This is a genomic window from Paenibacillus sp. J2R1T-4 (genome assembly GCF_059692235.1).
Genome location: NZ_JCAUBA010000016.1, coordinates 1 through 23,074 on the forward strand (window position 1 = coordinate 1; position 23,074 = coordinate 23,074).

Annotated in this window: 11 protein-coding genes; 3 read left to right on the forward strand and 8 right to left on the reverse strand. The window is 48.0% G+C overall.

Annotation, left to right across the window (positions count from 1 at the left end):
- Positions 1 to 66: 66 nt before the first annotated feature.
- Both AC58QD_RS23105 and AC58QD_RS23110 read right to left on the reverse strand, forming a co-directional pair.
- On the reverse strand, positions 67 to 984 hold the full coding sequence (locus AC58QD_RS23105) for an ABC transporter permease (RefSeq protein WP_497337367.1): 918 nt from the start codon (positions 982 to 984) through the stop codon (positions 67 to 69).
- 44 nt (positions 985 to 1,028) lie between these two features.
- Positions 1,029 to 2,846, reverse strand: a complete 1,818-nt coding sequence (locus AC58QD_RS23110) for an FAD-dependent oxidoreductase (RefSeq protein ID WP_497337368.1) — start codon at positions 2,844 to 2,846, stop codon at positions 1,029 to 1,031.
- A gap of 545 nt (positions 2,847 to 3,391) precedes the next feature.
- Between AC58QD_RS23110 and AC58QD_RS23115 the strand changes: the two genes are divergently transcribed.
- Both AC58QD_RS23115 and AC58QD_RS23120 read left to right on the forward strand, forming a co-directional pair.
- Positions 3,392 to 4,186: a helix-turn-helix domain-containing protein gene (locus AC58QD_RS23115; RefSeq protein ID WP_497337369.1), complete on the forward strand. Its 795-nt coding sequence runs from the start codon at positions 3,392 to 3,394 to the stop codon at positions 4,184 to 4,186.
- A gap of 57 nt (positions 4,187 to 4,243) precedes the next feature.
- Positions 4,244 to 4,366 carry a hypothetical protein gene (locus tag AC58QD_RS23120; RefSeq protein ID WP_497337370.1) on the forward strand — a complete coding sequence of 41 codons (123 nt, stop codon included), beginning with the start codon at positions 4,244 to 4,246 and terminating at the stop codon, positions 4,364 to 4,366.
- Positions 4,367 to 4,439: 73 nt separating this feature from the next.
- On the opposite strand, the gene AC58QD_RS23125 is transcribed toward AC58QD_RS23120, so the two are convergent.
- Positions 4,440 to 6,836, reverse strand: coding sequence for a DUF4838 domain-containing protein (locus AC58QD_RS23125; RefSeq protein ID WP_497337371.1), 2,397 nt, complete (start codon positions 6,834 to 6,836; stop codon positions 4,440 to 4,442).
- 56 nt (positions 6,837 to 6,892) lie between these two features.
- Positions 6,893 to 8,902: a putative phage tail protein gene (locus AC58QD_RS23130; protein ID WP_497337372.1), complete on the reverse strand. Its 2,010-nt coding sequence runs from the start codon at positions 8,900 to 8,902 to the stop codon at positions 6,893 to 6,895.
- A gap of 613 nt (positions 8,903 to 9,515) precedes the next feature.
- On the opposite strand from AC58QD_RS23130, the gene AC58QD_RS23135 reads away from it, so the two are divergent.
- Positions 9,516 to 10,334, forward strand: a complete 819-nt coding sequence (locus tag AC58QD_RS23135) for an AraC family transcriptional regulator (protein ID WP_497337373.1) — start codon at positions 9,516 to 9,518, stop codon at positions 10,332 to 10,334.
- Positions 10,335 to 11,085: 751 nt separating this feature from the next.
- Here the strand turns inward: AC58QD_RS23135 and AC58QD_RS23140 are convergent.
- The 4 genes from AC58QD_RS23140 to AC58QD_RS23155 all read right to left on the reverse strand — a co-directional run bounded on the left by AC58QD_RS23140 (position 11,086) and on the right by AC58QD_RS23155 (position 23,007).
- Positions 11,086 to 12,702, reverse strand: coding sequence for a type 2 periplasmic-binding domain-containing protein (locus tag AC58QD_RS23140; protein WP_497337374.1), 1,617 nt, complete (start codon positions 12,700 to 12,702; stop codon positions 11,086 to 11,088).
- A gap of 214 nt (positions 12,703 to 12,916) precedes the next feature.
- Positions 12,917 to 13,918 (reverse strand): zinc-dependent alcohol dehydrogenase, encoded by a 1,002-nt coding sequence (locus tag AC58QD_RS23145; RefSeq protein WP_497337375.1) that lies wholly within the window; start codon positions 13,916 to 13,918, stop codon positions 12,917 to 12,919.
- Positions 13,919 to 14,396: 478 nt separating this feature from the next.
- A complete protein-coding gene (locus AC58QD_RS23150; protein WP_497337376.1) occupies positions 14,397 to 15,782 on the reverse strand; it encodes an ABC transporter substrate-binding protein in 1,386 nt (461 codons plus the stop codon).
- Positions 15,783 to 15,957: 175 nt separating this feature from the next.
- A complete protein-coding gene (locus AC58QD_RS23155; RefSeq protein ID WP_497337377.1) occupies positions 15,958 to 23,007 on the reverse strand; it encodes a WIAG-tail domain in 7,050 nt (2,349 codons plus the stop codon).
- Positions 23,008 to 23,074: the final 67 nt, after the last annotated feature.

The following is a 23,074-nucleotide window of genomic DNA, read 5'->3' on the forward strand; positions in this document are numbered from 1 at the left end:
TATAATGATTCCGTAATTGATCATATCGAATAGACTGGTTCGCTTGAGAGTTTTCATCCTTTTCACCTACCACAAAGATTTTCCGAAGATGCGGGCAATTCGATTAGCGAACAAGATCATAGCCAGACCGACTACCGATTTAAATAATCCAACTGCGGCTGTGAAGGAAAGTCGTCCTTCCAATAAACCGACCCGATAGGTGTAGGTTTCAAACACATCAGCGACCTCATAAGTCATAGGGTTGTACAATAAGAAGATTTGTTCGAACCCATTGTCTAGGATATGGCCGACTCTCAGAATCAAAATAATAATAATCGTTGTGGAAATTCCTGGAATGGATATATACCATATTTTCTGAAGCCGGTTCGCCCCATCCATCGTTGCCGATTCGTACAAGCTTGGATCAATGGAGGTTAAGGCCGCTAAATAAACAATAGTGCCCCAACCTAGCTCCTTCCATATCTCAGCGGAAACTAATATCGTTCGGAAGTATTCCGGCTTGAGCAAGAACTGGATTGGTTTCCCGCCAAAATCGACGATTAATTGATTGACCCAGCCTGTCGAAGGAGAAAGAAAGTTAATAATAATACCGGATATAACAACCCAGGATATAAAATGGGGTAAATAAACGATCGTTTGCGAGATTCGCTTGAACGCCATATTTCGAACCTCGTTAAGCAAAAGAGCAAATATAATGGGAGCCGGAAATCCGAAAAGGATCTGGTAGAAGCTAATAATTAACGAGTTTCCCAAAACATTGAAAAATTCTTCAGATTGGAAAAGATACTTAAAGTTATCCAGGCCAATCCAGTCACTTCCGAATATGCCTTTCACCAGGTTGAAGTCCTGGAAAGCTATGACGATCCCGAGCATGGGAATATATTTAAAAATAAACAGATACAGAAATCCAGGGATTAATAAATAATACAGCCATTTGTTTTTTACGAAATAGCGCCAGTTACCGCCCGTTGAGCTATTGTTCATCCATCCCATTCTCCTTTCTAATTAATGCCTTTTCAAGGCATGCGTTATTCGCAAACTATTTCCACTACTCTTGCGTGATCTAATCCATTGGTAGCAATAACCTCCAATCGTAAGGATAAGACATGGACCAGATTGACTTGTAAATGAATCATACGTTGATGGTTGTTGGTGATGTGTGCAATTTCCCTTTCGCCTTGTTCGTCCCTGGCGATCAGCTTGAATTCCTTCAAGGTTTCAGCCTGCGCTTGTCCCCATTGCATTCGTTGTTGAAAGCCGTCGATGTGAATTAAGGTCAGCATCCGATGAAGCCCCGTGTCCAGCACGATAGCGATGTTGGATATTACCGGAACAGGCTGTTCCCAGTCCAGCTGTAACCAAGGATCATCATCACTTGGCAGCGACATCCAGCGATGTGTGCCAGGTTCGGTTAGATCCGGACGTACCCCCTTTTCACCATGTACGGAACGGGTATGTCCATCTATGGCATTAATAGCTTGGCCTTGAGCTTGTTCCGATGACGCTGTCACTCGAGCCTGTCTGGCATAATTTGTTATTAGCTTATGTCCCGGTAGAAAAACTCCTTGGCGAAGCAGCTGTTGTTGTACTGCCTTCATCGTACTCTGATTGCTCCAGGCTTGCTCCAAGGGAACCTTGTGCTTAATAACGAAAGCTGCGAATGTTCCTGCCCCTTCCCCCATCACAGCACAAGTCGCCATGACACGAATACTTGAAAAAGCAATATGGGTTGCCGATAAATTGCGACCGGCAAACATTAAGTTCGATATATTCTTACTGATCATCGACCGTACAGGAATGCTGTATAGGTATGGAGTATAAGGTTGGTTGCAAGGCTTCTCATCCTTCGCTTCAATACCTTTAGGCGGATGGGTGTCCATAGACCAGCCTCCATAAGCAACCGTATCCTCAAAATCTATCGCTTGTTCTATATCGTTCTGGTTCAAAACATGCTGTCCAATAAATCTCCGAGACTCTCTTTTTCCAGGCAGGAAGCCAAACCAATCCAACGCCCAGTTCTCTGATTCCGGGTGGTTCCCGCTATTCTTAATGTGGTCCCATACTCCGAGCATGATAGCAAGCAGTTCATCCCGAATATGCTCATTGTCCTTGATGGTATCCAGCGTCCCGCCGAATTCAACCCACCAATAGCCGAATTCCCAAGAACTGTGATCTCTGAATTTTAAATCCTCCTCCGTAAACTTGCGAGCCCATACCGGAGGAATGAACGGCATCGGTTTACCCATATCTCTCGAAGTGAACAGCAGGGTGGATCCCAAGCGGTACGCATCCCGATTTATAACCGCACCGGACTCGTTATATTCATGCGCCGCTTCTCGACCGGTATTGAATTGGGCTCCCGCCTCAAAGCCAAGCCTTCCGTCACCCGTACAATCCATGAATAGCTCTGCATGAATCTCGAAATGATCTTCCGTACTCTCCCTTACGGCATAGGCAGAAACGATTCGTGATCCTTCCATTGTGGCTCCGACCACTGTCGTATTTACCATCACAGTCAAATTGGGCTCGGCTCGGCATTTTTCATACAGGATTAAGTCCAGCATATTTGCACTGCGTTGTGGATTGCGTATAGAGCATTCCAACATAATTTCCTCAATGATACCGCTTTCCCTTCGCTCAGATTCTAATTCCGTCCCCCTTGTCGAGGAGCCTGATATATTCATGCGAATCTCGGAGGATGCATTGCCACCGAGAACAGAACGATCTTGGCAAAGAATGACTTGGGCTCCATTTCGCGCAGCTGCAATTGCTGCAGTTACTCCTGTGAGACCTCCACCGGCAACCATGATTTGTGTATTCAATTTTTTAGCATCAATTTTCATCATGGTCCTTGACTCCTTTTATATCTATGATATCTTTAATTTCATATTAAACGTTTTCATATTGTACTGTGAATTCATAGAATTTCATTTTCATATCTAAAATTACAATTTGTAAATAAGGGCTCGAACGTGTCAGAATGAATGCCGGAAATGGTAACCTACGCCTTTTGGGAAAAGAAGGGCAAGTTTTTGTATGATACAGATACTTATTTGACATGGGTGCTCTTTGCCGTTGAGGACGGTCGATTCGAGTATCAGATCGGGAATGAGTATGGCGAAGCCGTATTCGGGAATATCGTCGTATGTCCCCTGACTTGGGATCCATTTCGCGCAGCTGCAATTGCTGCAGTTACTCCTGTGGGACCACCCCCCCGGCAACCAGGATTTGTGTATTCAATTTTTTTGCATCAATTTTTCATCATGGTCCTTGACTCCTTTTATATCTATGATATCTTTAATTTCATATTAAACGTTTTCATATTGTACTGTGAATTCATAGAATTTCATTTTCATATCCAAAATTACAATTTGTAAATGAGGGCTCGAACGTGTCAGAATGGATGCCGGAAATGGTAACCCACGCCTATTGGGAAAAGAAGGGCAAGTTTTTGTATGATACAGATACTTATTTGACATGGGTGCTCTTTGCCGTTGAGGACGGTCGATTCGAGTATCAGATCGGGAATGAGTATGGCGAAGCCGTATTCGGGGATATCGTTGTATGTCCCCCTTACGTAGCATTTTATCGCAACACATTGTCCCCCATAAGCTTTCACGCAATAACGTTTACATTCACTAATGACAAGAATCAGTCCCTGTCTAACCTATTGCCCGAGCACAAAATTACAGTACAGCAAACTAAACGCTTATCCGAAAACTATCATCATTTAAGGGTTGCCGATCAAGTGATGCACTATAATTTGAATAATCAGCGATTGAAGCAGCATTACTTTCTGGATTTGTGGCTTATGATCATTCAACAAAACATGCAGCATCTGGAAATGAACCCCTTCTTGAACGATGACGAATTGATTCTCGAGGTTGCCATTTATTTAGCTAATCATGCTCATGAAACCATTGAAATCCGAAATGTAGCTCATCACTTTGGATTAACTCCAGTCACCCTGATTCGCCGATTCAAAAGCATTTATCAAATCAATCCCCTGCAATACTTAACTTCGCTCCGGATAAAAAAAGCTTGCCGATTGTTATTATCCACGGAGTGGAAGCTGGATCTAATCGCAGAGAATTGCGGGTATGAGAATGGTTTCTATCTCAGTCGAGTGTTTAGCAAGATTATGGGTACGAGCCCTTCAGCGTTTAGAAAACAAAACCGGTTCTAGTAAGCCCGAGAGGAAGAAAAGTCGAATATTCATTGGCAGGACCAGCAGGATGATTACTTGAAGCTATCGACGAACAGTAAACGGATCATTGCCGAAAATTCCAGCCATTATATTCATCACGATCAACCCGAGCTGGTGATAGGCGTGATTATGGAAATGCTGCTGGGGAGCGTTGAATAGCCGTTGTAAGCGCATGGCAGCATAAAAAAGGAGCAAGCGCGAAATGCCTTGCTCCTTAAATGATTACTGCTAATTAATTCCTAGGCTGGTAGAACATCACCGGTCCCATAATTCCGCCCGTGCCCAGTTCGTCAAGCAACAGGTTCGTCGTATCGACGACGACGACGTTCGGCTTGCCAAATTCGACGGCGCCTGTGGCATCGAACACCCACGGTTTCATCATTGAGGCGCCTTTCTGGACGACCGGCAGCTCGATGCCGTTCACCCAGACGCGAGCCGATTCGTCGACGTTGCTCATCCAGAGGTGTACGGGACGGCCGTCGTCGTATTGTTTTTTAAGATCGACCGTCGTCCGGTACCAGACGTTGCCTTTGTAATAGCGCAGCCCTTGGTCGGACCACGTTTCGGAGTACGTTTTCAGCTTCATCCATGATTTGGTGCCCAGCTCCTTTTTCCATAAGCCGAGCTCGTGGCCGTGATTGTTCGGGAACAGCATCGCGTGCCATTCGTCTGGCAGCTCGGCGACGATGCGTCCGCCGTTCTGTGTCCGGTTGTAGCCGTCCTCGACAATATCTTTCCAGAACCAGTTGGTATACAGATAGGAAGACCACGGCGACAATGCGACAGGCGAATGCGAAATCGCTTCGTAGCGCAGTTCGAGGATGTTGTCGAGATGCTGCTTCGCATTTGCAAATTCAAATTTGTTCAGCTCATCCATCATCTTCAGAAAGTTGTCTCCGAAATCAAAGGCGATGCGGGTGATGTTCACCCTTTGGGCGTATACCGGATCGCTCGCTTTCGCTGCTTCTTTTTCCGCTTTGCTGAGTGTTTTTTCCATGTCTTCTACTACTTTTTTCGTTAAAATATGTGGGAAGTCATAGATGCTTCCGGCAAAGTAATCGGCTTTCGCAAACGCATTTTCCAGAATGTCGAAATGCTCTTGCATCGGTTGGGCGGCCGGACCGAAAAACTTCTCAAAATAATCGTCCATGAGTGCGTCTACATCGAGATATGGGTTCCATTTCAGCTTGGCGTCAAGGTAAAGCGACGGTCCGTGATAGCCCCATGCCGGGAGCACTTCCGCTTTCGCACCGATCAGGCCGGTTTCGTAGTAAAATTTGAGTTCGCTGGCAGCCTGATTCATCATCGAGAATGGCAGTCCAGGATCGGCCAAGTTGAAACGGTAGTCGTACATCATCGGCTGCACACCGAGCGCCGCCCAATCTTCGATCAGCTCTTTCAAATAGTTCCGCTCCCAGGACAGGTCGTTGCCCATCGCATGGAACCGTTCGATTGTAATCGGAGCGATGATCGGCACGATGCGCGGATTCGGTATTTCCCTTACCGGCGGTTTCATGTAGCTGCTATAAGCGAACAGAACGATTTTGACGTCCGGATATCCGGCTGCCGTCAGGCGATCCAGCACTTGATTGATGAATTTGATGTAACGGTCGGTCGTTGAGTTGACGCCGTTGAGCGCGTCGAAGTCTTCAGCGTCCCATTCGGGATCGGGATCAAGCACTTCCGGAACGCCGTCCACCGGCGACATGCTCAGAAATTTCATGCCCGGATCCTTTCGCAGCTTGGCAATGGATCCGTCCACGATGCAATTGAGCACTTCCGGTATGCTGACATCCAGCTGTCCCGTCGCATTGCCGTTTTTGTCTTTCAGAAACAGGTCAGGCCGCTTTGTTCGGGTAATGCCACACGGCCACGACTGCGCACCGATATTCCAGTCAAGCAGTCGCATGTGGCCCTGCCACGGCTTCACTTCCAGTCGATCGTACACAAGGGGAATTTGTGACGGGAGGGTCTGGTAAATGTCCGGTTTTTGCATTCGGAGTTCGAAGGCTGGATGCTGAATCGTGTCTTGCTCTTCCAGGACAACCGTATTGGTTTTCGGGATGACGGTGCCGATATCGCCAGGCATGATCCAACGGACGCCCAGCTGCTCCAGCAAATCATATCCGGCATATACCGTTCCGTTATCGCCCACACCGACTAACTGAATCGTTTTGTCGTAAGCCAGCAGTCGGAACGCGTCAGGGTTGCTGCCGTCTTCAAGAATGGTAGCCTGGCTTGCTGCATAGTCCGGCGCCGCTTTTCCGACGAAAATTTTCGTCTGATATTGATCGTACACCGCGCTCGTTACAGGAATTTCGGCTTCGGAGATTTGAAATAGATAGTTTTGGATTTCCTTGGCTATTTGTTGTTCTTTTGCCGTAGCGTCTTGGGCAATTACGATTACCGTGTCTGCTTGCCCGTTCTCGACAATTGTGACTTGTCCGGGAGGCTGGTCCGGGTTTGGGTTTTTCCGTTGATATAGCTGATCGGCATTCCGGGATTCGTTCGATTCATTCGACTGGCCCGGACCATTCAGCCCCTCAGCGTAGATAGACGGGAGTATCGTAAACACCAAAACAATGCAAACAAGAAGAGAAAGCCATTTGGGATATGTGCGTTTTTTCATTTTGATTGTCCTCCATTTCATATAAAAAGGAATCGATAATAGTTAAAAGTGTGTGTTTAACGCCTGTGTACGCGTACGGTCAATGTCGCATTTGGCAAATCAATCGCCGTCGGCATTCGGTTCACTACTTCCACGGTGACTGTATTGAGCGCTGAAATGTATGGAATCAATTCGACGCCTTGGGTGTTTACGTTCAGTGACGCTTCAATGAAATCGCCGAATGCGGCGCCGTTTACGGTAAGCGTCGGAGGAGCCGGATCGCGGTCGCCGCTGGCAAGCAACGGTGCATTGTACACGGTCGAAGCCATAAGTACGGAGCTCGCATCGAACCGGCTGATTCGCCAGTTTTTGCCGGCGCGGTAAAACTCCGCGAACAGGAAGCTCGGCCCGCTTAGGATGAACGATTGCGAGGCTGCGGCGGGATTGCCGATTGTCGTGCCGGCGCCGGCGTTGATGGTGACCGTTCGGGTCCCCGTTCGCGGAAACACGAGCAGCCTGTGGGATATGCCGGACGAAATAAAATCGTCACGCACGAAAGAAAGGGTTGCACTCGTGCCGGTCACAACGGTCGCGGGAATGTCAGGCCCGTATACGGCGGGATCTACGACCGGGGCTTCCAATCTTTGATAGGCGGTAGCGGCGGAAGGATCCTGGTAATCGAGATCGATCGCTTCGACGGCGCCTTTGTTGAGATCAAAATCAATCAGATAACGCCCGACGCATTGACTGATTCGCTGGTCGCAAGTAATCGGGTCCATGTTGCCGATGGCGTACTGTCCGGTCACATGGTTATTGGATACTGCGATTCGCCCAGCTTCGGCGTAAACGGTATCGATATAGCCGCCTAAATGAGCGCTGTAAGGGCTGCTGCCCAGTTTAGCTGTGATCAGGTTTGACTCTCCACTCAGCTTGCCGATAAAACCGGGGTACAACTGGGCGATAAAATATCCGATGGAACAGCCAAGCGTTGTCATGGAGCTTACGGAAAGCGGGCCTGACGTGCTGCCCACCACCTTAAAGCCGGAGCCCACGCACCAATACCGCTCTTTTGCGAATGCGAAATCATCATTGGTTACCCATAGCCGGACGGTGACGGTTCCCCATGTTCTGTTGATTTCGGTGATGGTGTACTCGTTCTTGCCAATGATGAGGCTGTCGCCCGCTTGCGTTTCGTCCGGAATATTGGTGACGCCGGTAAATTGGGTGTATTGTGCAGAGCCTCCGAATGATCCGGACAAGGTGTGGCCAGTGAATTGAAACACTTTTCCGATTGCCGTCGTGATGCCGAAGCCGCAGTAGAGCACCGCCACTGATTCGATTTGCACATGATAAGCGTTGAAGTTGATTTCAATTCCTTGCACTTTCATATAGCGCACTTCCATCCTGCGGAAAACGCTTACACTCACATCCGTAATTTTGGCTCCGCGATGATTCGTTCTGGACACGAGTACCGGATTTCCTTTTCCGATTAATACAAAGCTGTCGAATTGAGTGTATGGAAAATGGTCGATTTCCAGCATCCAGTCGTCTGAGGCGTAATTCGATTGCAGCTTGAGCGTGCCGCGGATGGTCGACGGCCGTTCTGTACTGCCGCCGCGAAATACGATTTTGTCCGAAACGATCGTGTCGATGTCCCAGTTGATTTCGCCTTTAACTGTCGATGCCCGCAGCGCGAACGCTTGCAAACCTGCGGTGCTGTCCACTCCGTTGAGACAGCCAAACATATGCGGGTTCAATACGCAAGCTGTGCGAACGAAACAACCGTTTCCTGCGGGGTTCGTCTCGCCCGTTCCGTTCAGAAAACCGGCCAGTGTCGCCGCAGACCCATCCCACGGAACGGTGTTGCTGATGATGTCGCCGCCATTATGGTTCGCCTTCGGCTCATCCGGCTTGTAGTAAAATTCGCCGCCGCCGACCCGTTCACCGTCAAAATATGCTTTGACGGAATACGTCTTTTGGACATCCGGCGATTGAGCCAACAAGGCATCGACTGAATCGACGGATGTGATAGTGCAGAACGAGAGTGATTTGCCGTCGTTCGGATGCCCATAAACTGCTGATATCACGGGTGGGCCAGAAGCCGCTTTTCCCCATACCGTTGGCCCGGTGAATGCGATTGCCGCGCCGGCCATGCCTAAAGAGGCGAGCAGTTTTCGGCGGGTGATTTTATCGTTCGTCTCAACTGATGGTTCCGCTCTTTCCTGTTCACCAGCTCTAGCATTCTCGCTCGTTGCTGCTGCCTCCTCACGATTTTCCTGGCTTGAATATGCACCGCTTTTGGCATCATCAGAAATCTGTTTTTGCGCTTTAGCTTTGCTTCGCTTCCCTTGATCCGGCATGCCGAACCCTCCTTGTTCGTTACGTTGCCTGCCATGAAGTGCCGCATTTGTGTGAAACCAGGTGCAATTTCCAGAATGCTTGTCCTTATATCCACCACCTTGTCGCGAATATCAATTTTTTGTAAACGATTTAGATGTTTTAGGTGTCTATCATAATGAGCACAAAAAACATTCTAGTTGAATAATACCGTTGTATCGCTCATATGGAAATGTGTGGAATTTCATGATGCATAGCACTTTCTTTCACTTTCGCTTACTAAAACTCACTTTACGTTAGCTCGACAGTCAATCATAAGTTTCCTCGGAAATGAACTCGAAATTTACTCAGGAGGGTTTTGTCATGAATCCTAATGCTGTGGATGGTATTCTTCCTCAACTACTTAACTACAGGTTTTGGGAGAACCGTGAGCAATTTTATTTGGAAGTCGATACGTATTCGAACTGGATCATGTTGATCGCTGAGGGGGGATGTTTTGAGTATGAAATCGGAGATCGGAACGGGATCGGTCAAGCGGGGGATGTGTTGCTTTGCCCACCATCCGTGCCTTTCCGGCGAAAAATTGTGAACACGCTTACCTTTCACTTTATCAACCTTCAGTGGAAAAGTGTTGCGGGGCAAAAAATCGTGACGGAGCCGTTTCTTCTGTCGGAAATTCCGATCGGGAACATCACTTTGCGCAATCAAGAGCGACTGAAATCCAACTGCGATTATTTGAAACAACTGATCGATCGGTCTATTCCATCGGACGTGTTGCGAAAGAACCATCTGCTTTCCGACATTTGGCTGCTCTGCTGCCAGGAAGGAGAACCTTCGACACGAACGAAATGGAGCCCAGATCCAGTGATGAACGCCGCCTTGAAGCGGATCAATGAAACGTGCTTTGACTACGGCTTCAGTGTCAAGAGTTTATCGCATGATTCCGGACTCAGTCCCGTGCAGTTCAGCCGAAAATTCAATCGGGCGTTCGGCATGGCGCCAATGGCATACGTGATGGAACTGCGGTTGAACAAGGTGGCTCGGCTGCTGGCTGAAAGCACGCTGTCTTTGCAAACCATTGCTGATTTATGCGGCTTCGAGAACGGCAACTACCTATGCCGCCTGTTTTACATAAAAATGAATATGAACACGACGGAATACCGCCGAATGAATAAGCTGTAGCGGAGGCGGGAACCCCGCCGGGTATCACTTGCCTGGACACCTGTTGAGCCGTTTCGATAAACGGATGGCCGTCCGGCACGCCCGAACCATGTAGGAAGCGGATGAGCTTCTTGTACTTCACCGGCGCCGCGGGCAAAATGTCGTCTTGCTCCGCATAACACTTGCAGAAGTTTACGAAATCGTCGAACAGCAAAGAAGGAGCCCGATTCGGTGAAGAAACTACCGAAGCTCCGAACAACCATAGGAATCATGAAGCCGAGAAAAGAGGGAAAGAACAAGAAAAACTAGATAACAAACATCAATAAATCAATAATATGGGAATAAATCGCCTTCCCGCTGGAGTGCTGCTTTTTTGGCTCATTGGCAGATCAAGTAAACTGTAATATTTTTCAATAGATATTTAAATAAGGGGTTTTAAAGTTTTGCGGCCCTCTTCTTCGGTTTATTTACGATCATGTTAGTTTATTTGTAACGCCAGTGGTGCCCGTATTGGTTATTTGGGCGGAATCGATCGATTATGCTTGGATAGCAAGTGTTACTACTGGGTATTGGGCTGGTTTCAGAGAAATAGGGGGTTTTTCACGAATATAAGGGATAGTAAGAATGGCTATTTGTATCATGAGTGCCGAGATGGCCAAAATAACCAGTAGTAAAATGGCCTAAATCTCAGACTTCGTGCGGTTTTTAATAATAGAAAAGCCTTCCCAAAAAACCATACAGGTTTTTGAAAAGGCTAGGAAAGCTGTTGAGATTAATCCATTTTGAAAGGAATCTTTTTGCCCAAAGCAGAAGAAACTTGTTCCGCATATCCGTCGAAGATCGCTTTACCCTGATATTTGCCATATATTTCTTCTGAATATTTAGCCCAGTTGGAGGAGTCCTTATCTTCGAACAAAACTTTGGTCAAGTATACATTCATTTGCTTGCGGAACGCGCCAAGATCAAGACCTGCTGGAGGAGCTACGTTAGTACCCAACGTGTAATATTTGTTCTTTTTGAACACCTCAAGAATGGCCCGATCATGTTCAGTCTCACGCGGATCCGTGTATTGCAATCCAATCGGTGAAGGATCCTTCACACCAAAGCTGAACACGCTGCCCCACACATCCGTGAAGTTTCCGTTATCAATAATATCTTTCTTAAAGGCATCGGGAATCAATGTGATCTTGTTGCCTTCTTTCTTATGATGGATGCCTTCCTTCCCATAGTTAGCAAGTGTGAAGCCTTCTGGGGACGCGAGGTAATCCAAAATTTCCATGATCCGCGTGATTTTATTCTCAGGTGTCTTAGCATTGATCAGGAATGGCAGACCTGGAATCGCAGAGTAAGTAATCGGACTGTCGCCTGCAATATGGAAGGCTGCGAATTCGGCTTTCGGATTGCCCGTAACTTCCTGAGTTTTCTTCTGTACGCTTATTCCGGAATTTGTGAAGGCAATATCACGAGAACCGGAGTAGAAAATTCCCACCTTACCTTGTTGAACCTTATTCAGATGCTCACCCGATTTGTTCAAGAACCAGTCCGGATCCACCACTTTCAAATCAAGGGTTTTGCGAATTTCATCCAGAATCAGACCTGTCCGTTTATTGGAACCTGTGTCGATGAAATTGTTATCTTTATCAATAAGCAATCCTGCGCCAAATCCATTCTTAAACCACTCTGGAAACTCACGGGACACATTCTGCCCGCTGCCAAAAGTCGTAAATCCGTACGTATCATTCTTACCGTTGCCGTCCGGATCATTCAGCGTGAATTGCTTCATCACTTCAATCATCTCATTGTAGTTGGTAGGTACTTTCAGGTTCAGCTTATCCAGCCAATCTTTGCGCACATAATAAGCATGATACTGGTTCTTCTCAAAAGGAACAGGCGCCCGCTTGAATGCATTCTGTACCTCGTATCGCTTCAATTCTTCTTTGCTAATCCATTTAAAATAGTTAGGCATCTTCTCTGGTGTAACAAATTTCGTTAGATCCGCAACAGCCCCATCCAACATGTACTTTGTAGTTTTGGCGCCTTCAGCATGGAAAAGATCGGGTGCATCCCCTGCAGTCAGCTTCAAGTTCAGCTTGGTTGAGAACTCCTCACCCAGAACCGAATAGTCCATGTTGATTACAACATTGAACTTCTCTTCCAACGTTTTTCTAATAAAATCTTTGTCGCCTGAAGGCAAGCTTGAGGTGTTTGTCGGAGTAGTGGTCATGAAGTTCAGTGTCAATTTCTCACGCTGCGGAGCCGTGCTTGATGATGGGGTGCTTGATGGGTTTGCCGTTTCTGCTGACTTCTCATCACCTTTACTGCCGCATGCAGACAATACAAGAACAGTAGCTATCGATACTACACTTAACTGCTTAAATCTTTTTTTCAAAATGTTGACCCCCCGGTTCAAATAATAAATAAGTGCTCCATCTAACCTCATACTTGCTGAAAAAAGCTACACGGTTGATTTGTGTTACATCTGCATATAAGTACAGAATGTGAACTCAGCTCGATTATATCAGATGACTAATTGTTCTAGCAATACAATTGTTTATTGATTGTTCATATAATTCATAAAAAAATATTCAATGAGTAACTATCACTTAGTCATAGCTTATTAGAGCACCTAAAGTGTTGTGCGGATGTTCAGATATGGAATGGAAAAGCTCTTTGGCTTGATCAAGCTTAGCCTCATGAGTGATCAAAGGTGTAACCTGAATGCGACCTTCCGCCAGTAGCCGAACATATTCTTTCATATTGCGTCCTTCCGTCCATCGTACGAAACCAATGGGATAATCGAATCCTTGATCTTCATACTCCGCGTCGTATCGACCTGGACCGCCAGCTCGAGAAATCATAATTTGCGCTTCTTTCTTGAACATAAGTGCTCTCGTGAAATCAGGTAAAATATCTCCTACTATGACGATTTTCCCGCGATCTCGAATGAGCTTGAGACTGTGGTCCATTAGTCCAGACTTCTTCCCTCCTGCGCACACGAATACCGCATCCGTTCCTTTGCCTTCCGTATCATTCATAACGACCTGCTCCAGTTCCTCCATCGTGGTGGCGGTCGATAAGATACCGAATTGGTTCAACTGTTTACAGCGCGACGGCATCAAATCACAGCCTGTCACTTGATTTGCAGCTGCGTGCGCAATCTGTGTCGTGATCTGTCCTAAGATCCCGAGTCCAATTATGACCGCATGTTCCCCAAAACGGAGGTCACCTTGCCGCAGGGCATGAATGCCAATCGCCCCAAGCCCTACGAACGCAGCCTCTCTAAGACCCACATGATCAGGAACCGGCACAGCAAGATGTTTGGGTACCAGCAATCGCTCGGCATGCCGCACATAAGGGCCGCCGTAACAAGCTACTCGTTGACCCGGCCGGAAACCGTCCACACCTTCACCAACAGCAACCACAATTCCAGAAGCACTGTAACCGATCGGTTCCGGCTCCTTGTAGTCACGACTCTTCATTGTCATTTCAGTCCCTGGACTTATGGCCGAATATTTCGTTTCAACTAACAAATATCCTGGTTTTAAACAATGTTCCGGATAATCCATTAATTCCAGGTCCTGGTTCCGGGTTACGAGCATTTTCATAAGTTAGCGATCCCCCTAGTATCCATTATTGTTCTTTTATTGTTCAAATAAATTATAGTTTGCTCACAAAAAAACTGTCAACAAGTTTTCTCACCTCATGAACAACAGAAAAAAACCCGGCCGTTGGCCAGGTCCTTGGTGGTTGAGTTCATTTGTGCGCGCAGGAGGACAGGAATGTGGGCTACGATTGCTGTTGTGCTAGGGTTCCCTTGATTATAATGTTTAGTGGTAGGAACCCAACCACAAAGGCAACCACTTCGTTTCTCCGCTCCACCTCCCTGCCCTTTTTGTGCTTCTTTTTTCTAGGAGTTACGGTTTAATACTATCTGTACCCGGTCTTTCCCGACGCACATATTCGATTCGATTCTTAAGCCCACATTCCATCAACAAAGCTATTATTTCTAGACAGAGACACTGAAAAACAGGAGATTTTTATATTTCACAGTAGTAAAGCAATACAAAGACAATTCTTGTTCACTTATTCAGAGAGGATCTCATCCATTCGGTCGCAGAATTGTTCAACCGTCTCCAGATTTGCCCAGAACAGGCGTAATTCTTTGCGTATTCTATCAAATTCATGAGGCGTTACATTCAGGGCGGTGTAATAATTAAAGGTAGGAAAGATCTCTCGAAACATCATGTATCTGGATGGGATTGATAAATTCTTACTGCGATACTCATCCGATTCCGCAATCACCTTTACACTTGGTAAAGAGTAAGTATGCTGGCGAATCGCCAATTGCCCCGCATGGCTAGTCAAATATTCAGCAAAATTTGCTGCCTCCTCCTTCAATTCCGAGAAACGGTTGATGCCTATCCCTATATTAAGCAACAATGTTTTGTATTGTCCTGAAGTGGGCAGCGGCGCTATATCGAAAGGAAACTTGCATTCCTTGAAATAATTCAAGTTAAAATAAGTCGTGATAATCATCGAAGCTTTCTCCTGTGCGAACAGCAACTCCGCATCATTCTCGCTTGCCAGCATGAACACGGGTCGATCAGCCTGATTGAATAATAGCTCCCGGCAATACTCTATCATACTCATAAATCCAGGATGACGAATATTTAACTTGCCGTCTGATTTCCTTGCGAACTGAACCCCGTTCTGCAGCAAGAATATGGACCATCTATTCTCAGACAACAGAAAAAAGTAGAACCCAAAACGATTATGTCCTTCGCTTAATTTCTTGGCGGCTTCCGATAACGTCTCCCAGTTCCAGCTGCTATCCGGTTCCAGAAGCCCGGTTTCATGGAAATGTTTCTTATTATAGCAAAGGATTACGGGTGAATAAATAATCGGCAGCAACCAGAGCTTGGACTGGTCTTTGAAAGGATTGCTTAGGAAAGAATAAATTTCCGGTTTGTCCTCCATCGGTTCAAATACCTCATTTAAGGTCCCCCGCTCTTGCATCTGACTGAAATGAGTATAGTTGACTGTCATTAGGTCCAGCCCATTGTCGTTCAAATAACGTTCAATCGGCTGAATAGAATCTTCATCTGGCAAGGTAACCGGCTGGATCCGCACATTAGGATTCGCTTTGTGATAGTCGGAGAGCAGTATTTCTATAGCCATGTCTCGATAAGCAGATTTATAAACACCCATCTTGAGCTGAATAGTTTGTTCTTTGGACTTCTCCAGCACCTTATTTCCCACATTCATAATCTTTTCAATGACTCGCTCATTTTGCAAAATCTCCAAGGCTCCGCGAACCGAATTACGGCTTAATTGAAATTGCTTTGCAAGCTCCTGTTCAGAGGGGATCAAATCGCCAACCTGCAGTGTGCCTGCATCAATTTCACTTCTTATGGAGGATAACATGTCATCTTGTCGCTTCTTGAATGTCACTCGATCGGGTCTACTCATGGCTACGTTCCTTATCTCATCATAATAATCCTAGTTATATCACACCCTTGACAAAAATGCATCTGAGTTGTTCTCTTTTTGTATCTAAAACTACAACACCCCTCATCCCGCATCAAATAACGGGTTAGAGGGGTGCTTCGGGACGACCAGTTAGTGCAAGAGGTTATACTGCAGGTTATGCTTGTTCTCCGATCGCAATCCAGTGCACAAATCCACTTGGCTGAGGCGAGAATCGTGTTCTAAGAATGGTTACTACGGCTAGCTCAGGAGTCTGTTCTTTAAGCACAGCGCAATAAGCTTCGTGATTCGTCATAGCGACGACAACATAGTTGGCGCTCGCGAATGGTTGATCGAGCACAATACTGAGCTCCACCTTCTCATCCTGCGGGCCGAAGTTGAAGGCTGAAATACCGAATTGTTGTATAGTGGGCACATTGGATTTAACCGACTGAACAGGGTTGATGCTAAGCTTATCTGCACCAAGAGAACGATCCGCTACATGCTCTCCTGTAATTGTCTGGGCTGCAATTGCTTTGGCCGTAACGGAATCCTCCGCTAGATGCTGAGAAGTAACAGATTCCGCGGGCAGCTCACGCGAAGTCACATTACCATCAACTGTTTGCCGGGACCTGATGACCTCTGCAGACAGATGGCGCAAAGTCACTGAACCTTCAGCCAGATGCTGGGAGGTTACGGTGCCTTCAGCTAGCTGCTGGGACTTCAGTACCTCTTCTGATAAATGACGCAAGCTTATCGAGCCTTCGGTCAGGTGCTTGGATGTGACAGACTCAGCAGCCAGTTGACGCGAAGTCACCGAGCCTTCGGTCAAATGCTGCGAGGTCACCGCTTTTGCTGACAGATGACGCGAGGTGACACTGCCTTCGGCCAGCTGCTGAGCTTCCAATACTTCAGCAGACAGATGGCGCAAGCTTACGGAACCTTCGGTCAGATGCTGCGAGGTCACAGCTTCTGCTGACAGATGACGTGAGGTGACGCTACCTTCGGCCAACTGCTGCTGGGCTTCCAATACTTCAGCAGAGAGATGGCGCAAGCTTATCAAGCCTTCGGTCAGATGCTGCGAGGTCACAGCTTCGGAAGCAAGATGGCTGGCACCGATGGACTGTGTCTGGATATGAGAGCTCGAAACAGCTCGATCCGCTATCTTGGAAGCAGTAACGCTGGCATCAACCAGTTGGTTCTCACCAATCTTCACATCCTCGACAGGAGCTGGAGGATTGTTGGCCGCGTGCTCTTCTATGAGTTGCGTAATCGAGAACTGCAAATGATGCGACTGGATTGAGCCTGATTGGATATGCACGCTACCAATAATTTCATTTGCCAGTTTATCGCTCGTTACACTGTTAGCCGCTAGTTTCTCGGAAGTGATCGCTTCCTCCTGAATCATTAAAGACGTTATTGCATTTTCCTGAATATGCTCTTCAGCAATCGCCTGATCCGAGATGTGCCGGGATTCAATCGTTTCATTCTCGAGATGATCTCCAGTCAACGATAAGAGCGCCAGCTTATCGCCGGTAATGCTCCCATCCAACAAGTGATCGGCTTGGAGAAGATCGCTATCTAGATGGTAGGCTTTAATAAGGCCGGGCTGCAAATGATAAGCATGAATGGACTCTGGACGCAGGTGCTCTTCACTCACGCTCTCAGGAACAAGTTTCTCACTTGTAACCGAATGATTGGCTAACTTCATTGCGGTTATAGATTCATCCTGAAGTCGAGTTGCCCCAATGCTTCCCTCCCTGATATGGGATTGATCAATAGAGCCGCCGGCCAGGTGTTGCGCTTGAATCAATCCCTCCGACAAGTGCCGGGTTGCAATCGCCTCATTCTTCAAATGATCGCTTGTCAGCGTTAAAGGTGCCAGCTTTTCACCGGTAATGCTCCCATCCAACAGATGTTCCGCTTTAAAAAGATCGCTTTCCAAATGATGGCCTTTTATAATGCCGGGTTGCAGATGATAGTCGGATATCGATTCTGAACGCAGATGTTCGCCGCTTACGCTATCAAGAGCAAGCTTGTCGCTGGTTACCGCATGATCCGCCATCTTTTGTCCCGTTACTGACAAATCCTGAAGCTGAGATGACCCAATGCTTCCTTCGCGGATATGGGATTGACTAACGGAGCCAGAGGCAAGGTGATGTGCCTGAATCAATTCCTCCGACATGTGCCGGGATTCAATCGCTTCATCCTTCAAATGGTCGCCTGTCAGCGTTAAAGGTGCCAACTTATCGCCGGTAATGCTTCCATCCAATAGGTGATTCGCTTGGAGAAGGTCGTTATCCAGATGGTAGGCTTTAATAACGCCGGGCTGCAAATGGTAAGCATTAATGGACTCTGGACGCAGATGCTCTTCACTCACGCTCTCAGGGACCAGTTTCTCACTTGTAACCGAATGATTGGCTAACTTCATTACGGTTATAGATTCATCCTGAAGTTGAGTTGCCCCGATGCTTCCCTCCCTGATATGGGATTGATCAATAGAGCCGCCGGCCAGGTGTTGCGCTTGAATCAATCCCTCCGACAAGTGCCGGGATGCAATCGCTTCGTTGTTCAAATGATCGCCTGTCAGTGTTAAGCGTGCCAGCTTATCGCCGGTAATGCTCCCATCCACCAGGTGATCGGCATGGTGAAGATCACTCTCTAGATGGTAAGCTTTAATAACACCAGGCTGCAAATGGTACCCAAATATCGACTCAGGACGCAAATGTTCTCCACTCACGCTCTCAGGAACCAGCTTCGCACCTGTAACGGAATGATTGGCTAACTTCCGTTCGGTTATAGATTCATCCTGAAGTTGAGCTGCCCCGATGCTCCCCTCGCTGACATGGGATTGACTAATAGACCCGGAGGCAAGGTGATTGGCTTGAATTAACCCCTCCGACAAGTGTCGGGATGCAATCGCCTCATTCTCCAAATGATTGCCTGTCAGCGTCGAAGGTGCCAGTTTATCGCCGGTAATGCTCCCATCCAACAGATGTTCCGCTTTAAGAAGATCGCTTTCCAAATGAAAGGCTTTTATAATGCCTGGTTGCAGATGATAGTCGGATATCGATTCTGAACGCAGATGTTCGGCGCTTACGCTATCAGGAGCAAGCTTGTCGCTGGTTACCGCTTGATCCGCTATCTTTTGTCCCGTTACTGACAAATCCTGAAGCTGAGATGACCCGATGCTTCCTTCGCTGATATGGGATTGACTAACAGAGCCAGAGGCAAGGTGATGTGCCTGAATCAATTCCTCCGACATGTGTCGGGATTCAATCGCATTATCCTTCAAATGGTCGCCTGTCAGCGTTGAAGATGCCAGCTTATCGCCAGTAATACTTCCTTCCAATAGGTGATTCGCTTGAAGAAGGTCGTTATCCAAATGAGAAGCTTTGATTACGCCAGGCTGCAGATGATGGCCGAATATCGACTCTGACCGCAGATGTTCGCCGCTCACGCTATCAAGAGCAAGCTTTTCACTGGTCACCGATTGATCCGTCAGCTTCTGCTCCGTTACCGATGAATCCTGAAGCTGGGACGATCCAATGCTTCCTTCCAGGATGTGCCATTGGTTAATGGAGCTTGCAGCGAGGTGGCCTGCTAGAATCGATCCCTCCGACATGTGCCGGGATTCAATCGCTTCATTCTTCAAATGATCGCCAGTCAACGTCAAAGGTGCCAATTTATCGCCAATGATACTTCCCTCAACTAAATAATTCCCTGTGAGCAGATCATTCTCGAGATGGTAAGCTTTGATGACTCCCGGCTGCAAATGGTAACCAAAAATCGACTCTGGGCGCAGATGTTCTCCGGTCACGCTCTCAGGAACAATCTTCGCGCTTGTAACGGAGTGATTCGCTAGCTTCTGTTCGTTGATAGCTTCATCCTGAAGCTGTGTAGCGCCTATGCTCCCGTCACGAATATGCCATTGGCTGATAACGCCTGAAGCCAGATGACGCGCTTGAATTAATTCTTCTGATAAATGATCGGGTGTAATAACTCCATCGGCGAGCTTCGACGACGTGACGGAAGCCTCATCCAGTTGCTCCGTTCCAATCGCTGCGGGTTTCAATTTACAACGTTCAATGACACCATTCAAAATATGCTCTGCGGAAAAAATACCTGGTTCCAGGTGGTATCCCTTGATCGTACCCGCTTTGACATGGTACCCCTGAACGGATTCATGACGCAGATGCTTGCTCGTGATTACCTCCGGAGCGATCTTGTCGCCCGTTACACTACCCGTCGCAAGTTGATCTACACTAACGGACTGAGGCATCAGCTTATCCGTCCCGACCGACTGGTTCGCCAGGTGCTGCCCTTGTACCGCTTGCGCCGTCAGATGCGCAGCGGTTACGGAGCCGCCCGATAGATGGCGGCTTTCGATTGCGGCGTCGGCCAGCTTCGCGCCGACTATGGCTGCGTCAGCGAGCGCTTCGCCGCTGACGGCCCCGAGCGCGATGTGCCCGCGCTCGACGCTTGCGCCCGCGAGCTTCGCCGCGGTCACAGCTCCTGCGGCGAGGTGCTCCTCGCCGACCGCTTCGGCGGCGAGATGCGCCGCCGCAACCGCTCCTGCGGCGATATGCTCGCCGCTCACGGCACCCGGCGCCAGCTGGGCGCCGGCCACGCTTGCGTCAGCGAGCGCTTCGCCGCTGACTGCGCCCAGCGCGAGATGCTCGCGCTGCACCGCTTGCGGCGCGAGCTTCGCAGCCGTCACCGCGCCAGCGGTGAGCTGCGCCTCGCGCACGCTCTCAGCGGCGAGATGCGCCGCCGCAACCGCTCCTGCGGCGAGGTGCTCGCCGCTCACGGCACCCGGCGCCAGCTGGGCGCCGGCCACGCTTGCGTCAGCGAGCGCTTCGCGGCTGACGGCGCCCTGCGCAAGATGCTCGCGCTCAACGCTGGCAGCCGCAAGCTTCGCCGCCGTCACCGCGCCGTTCGCTATGTGCGCCTCTCCAACTGCGCCTGCTCGCAGTTTACTGCCGTCAACGCTTTGCTCCGCTATTCGGCTTGCAGTCACTGAACCAGCGATCAGATTAGCTTCTCCAACAATACCCTCACTCAGATGCTCAGCCTTTACTTCTCCAGCTGCTATATGTCCAGCAAGCACCGATTCAATCCCAAGATGGTTGGATTGGATCGCTTGCTCGGCGATATGGCCGGAATAAATTGCATTTTGCCCCAATTGTGAAGAACCAACGGCTCCAGGCGCAATCTTATTCTTGCTTACCGACCCTTCTGCCAGCTTCGAGCTGGTAACAGAAAGATCTGTCATTTTATCGGTAGATATGGATTCCGGTGCGATCTTCGCGGTTGTAACGGCGTGATCCATCAGGTGATGAGTGTAGACGCTGCTTTGAACGAGATGATTGCGTGTTACGGAGCCCAGTGCGATTTTGCTCCAAGTTACGGCTTGATCTTGGATCGTGTCGGAACTGATTGCGTTTTTCTGTAAATGATCGTTTCCTATGGCTTGCTTCGCGATATGTTTGGCTCCTACTGCTTCGCCCGCCAGCTTCGAAGGCGTTATCGATCCTTCGCTGATGTGGTCGGTTCCTACCGAGAATCGGGCCAGCTTGTCGGATTGGACGGAAGCGCCCGCGAGCTTGGAGGTCGTAATAGAGCTGTCGATGATTTGCTCGGTCGCCACGCTGTTCGCGGCCAGCTTGCTGCGGTCTACGGAGTCGTCGTCGAGCTGATTGGTCCCGATGATACCATCCGTCAAATGATCGCGCAATATAGACAGAGGGGCGATTTTGGACGTTGTTACGGATCGGGTCTGCAAATGAGCTTCCATCACGGCGTGGTCGGTCAAATGCTGAGTCAATATCGATTGATCCGCTATTTTGTCTCGAGTAATACTCCCCTGGGCCAAGTGAATATTCTTGATAGTTTCCTTCTGCAGCTTCTGTGATGTAATGCTGTGATCCCCCAGCTTCTCCGTTGTCACGGCCAAGTTCTGCAGGTTTTCCGTGATGACTGCCTGGGGCGCGAGCTTTACAGATGTAATGGAATCATCCTGCAGATGCTCCGTCAGAATTACACCATCCGCCAAATGAGCGGGACGAATCGATTGCGCTTGCAAATGCTGCGGACCAACCGACTCAAGACTCAACTTATCTGAAGTAATGCTCTTTGATTTCAACTGAAGCGTTGAAACCGATTCTTGCGCCAAATGAAGCTCCTGCACGCTCCAAGCGACCAAGTGCGTTCCATTTATCGTATTCTCGGCAATATGGTGCTTCAGAATAGAGGCTGGTCTTATGTGCGGTGAATCCACGCTTTCCTCAGCAAGCTTCTCGCTGGTAACAGCACCATCTCTCAGCTTCTCAGACAATACAGCGCCATCCGCTATTTTGGCAGAATTAACGGCACCGTTTGCCAACGAATTGGATTGAATCGCTCCGCTTTTAATTTTCTCACTAATGATCGCGTGGTCTTGGATTAGTTCAGTCGTTATCGATTGGGTATGCATATGTTTCGTTTCGATTGAGCCTTCAGCAATCTTCATAGAGTCGATCGTCTTATCGGCAAGCTTTTCAGATGTAATGCTGTTATCTAAGAGTTTCTCTCCAGGAATGGACTTATTCTTGATCTTTCTTCCGGAAATGGCACCTTGTACAATATGTTTGTCATCGATGGTGGCCGGGCATATTTTGGATGCCGTCACACTGTTATCCGCTATTTTTGCATTATCAATTGCATAATCGGATAAAGATTCACGGCCAATGCTGCCTGGCCTGATCTTGGTGCCGTCGATAGAGCGATTAGCAATTTTCTCATTGGTTACGGCCTCATCTACAAGATCGTCCGTATAGACTACTGCTACATTCTCTTGCTGAGCTCGTTCAAATAACAGAAGCACAGGAGAAATGGCATCAGAGTCAGCAAATAGGGCCGGTTCTTTCCCAGCCTCCTGATCTTCTTGGGGAACGGAGTCTGCTTCTGGTGAGAAGCCTGCTTCTTCCTGCTCATTCGAAATGTCATCCTGCACGGAATCTGACACTTGATCCGTCGGTTCTGCAACCGCTAGATGATTGATCATCGCAACTTCATTAATGGAAGTGTTCGATTTGTCAACGTCATGATTCTTCGCGTCTTCCGCCTTTTTGCGTTTTGCTGCACCGTATTTGTCATCATCCACATAGCTGAGTTCATTCAAACTGGGATTGAATATTTGCGTTCCGGAATTTCTTTTTCGTTTTTGATCACCGGGTTTCTTTTTCACTGCGGTACTCCTTTCTATTGCATAAATAGTCATAGGTAGTCATTTGTAACATATGCAAACACCCAGA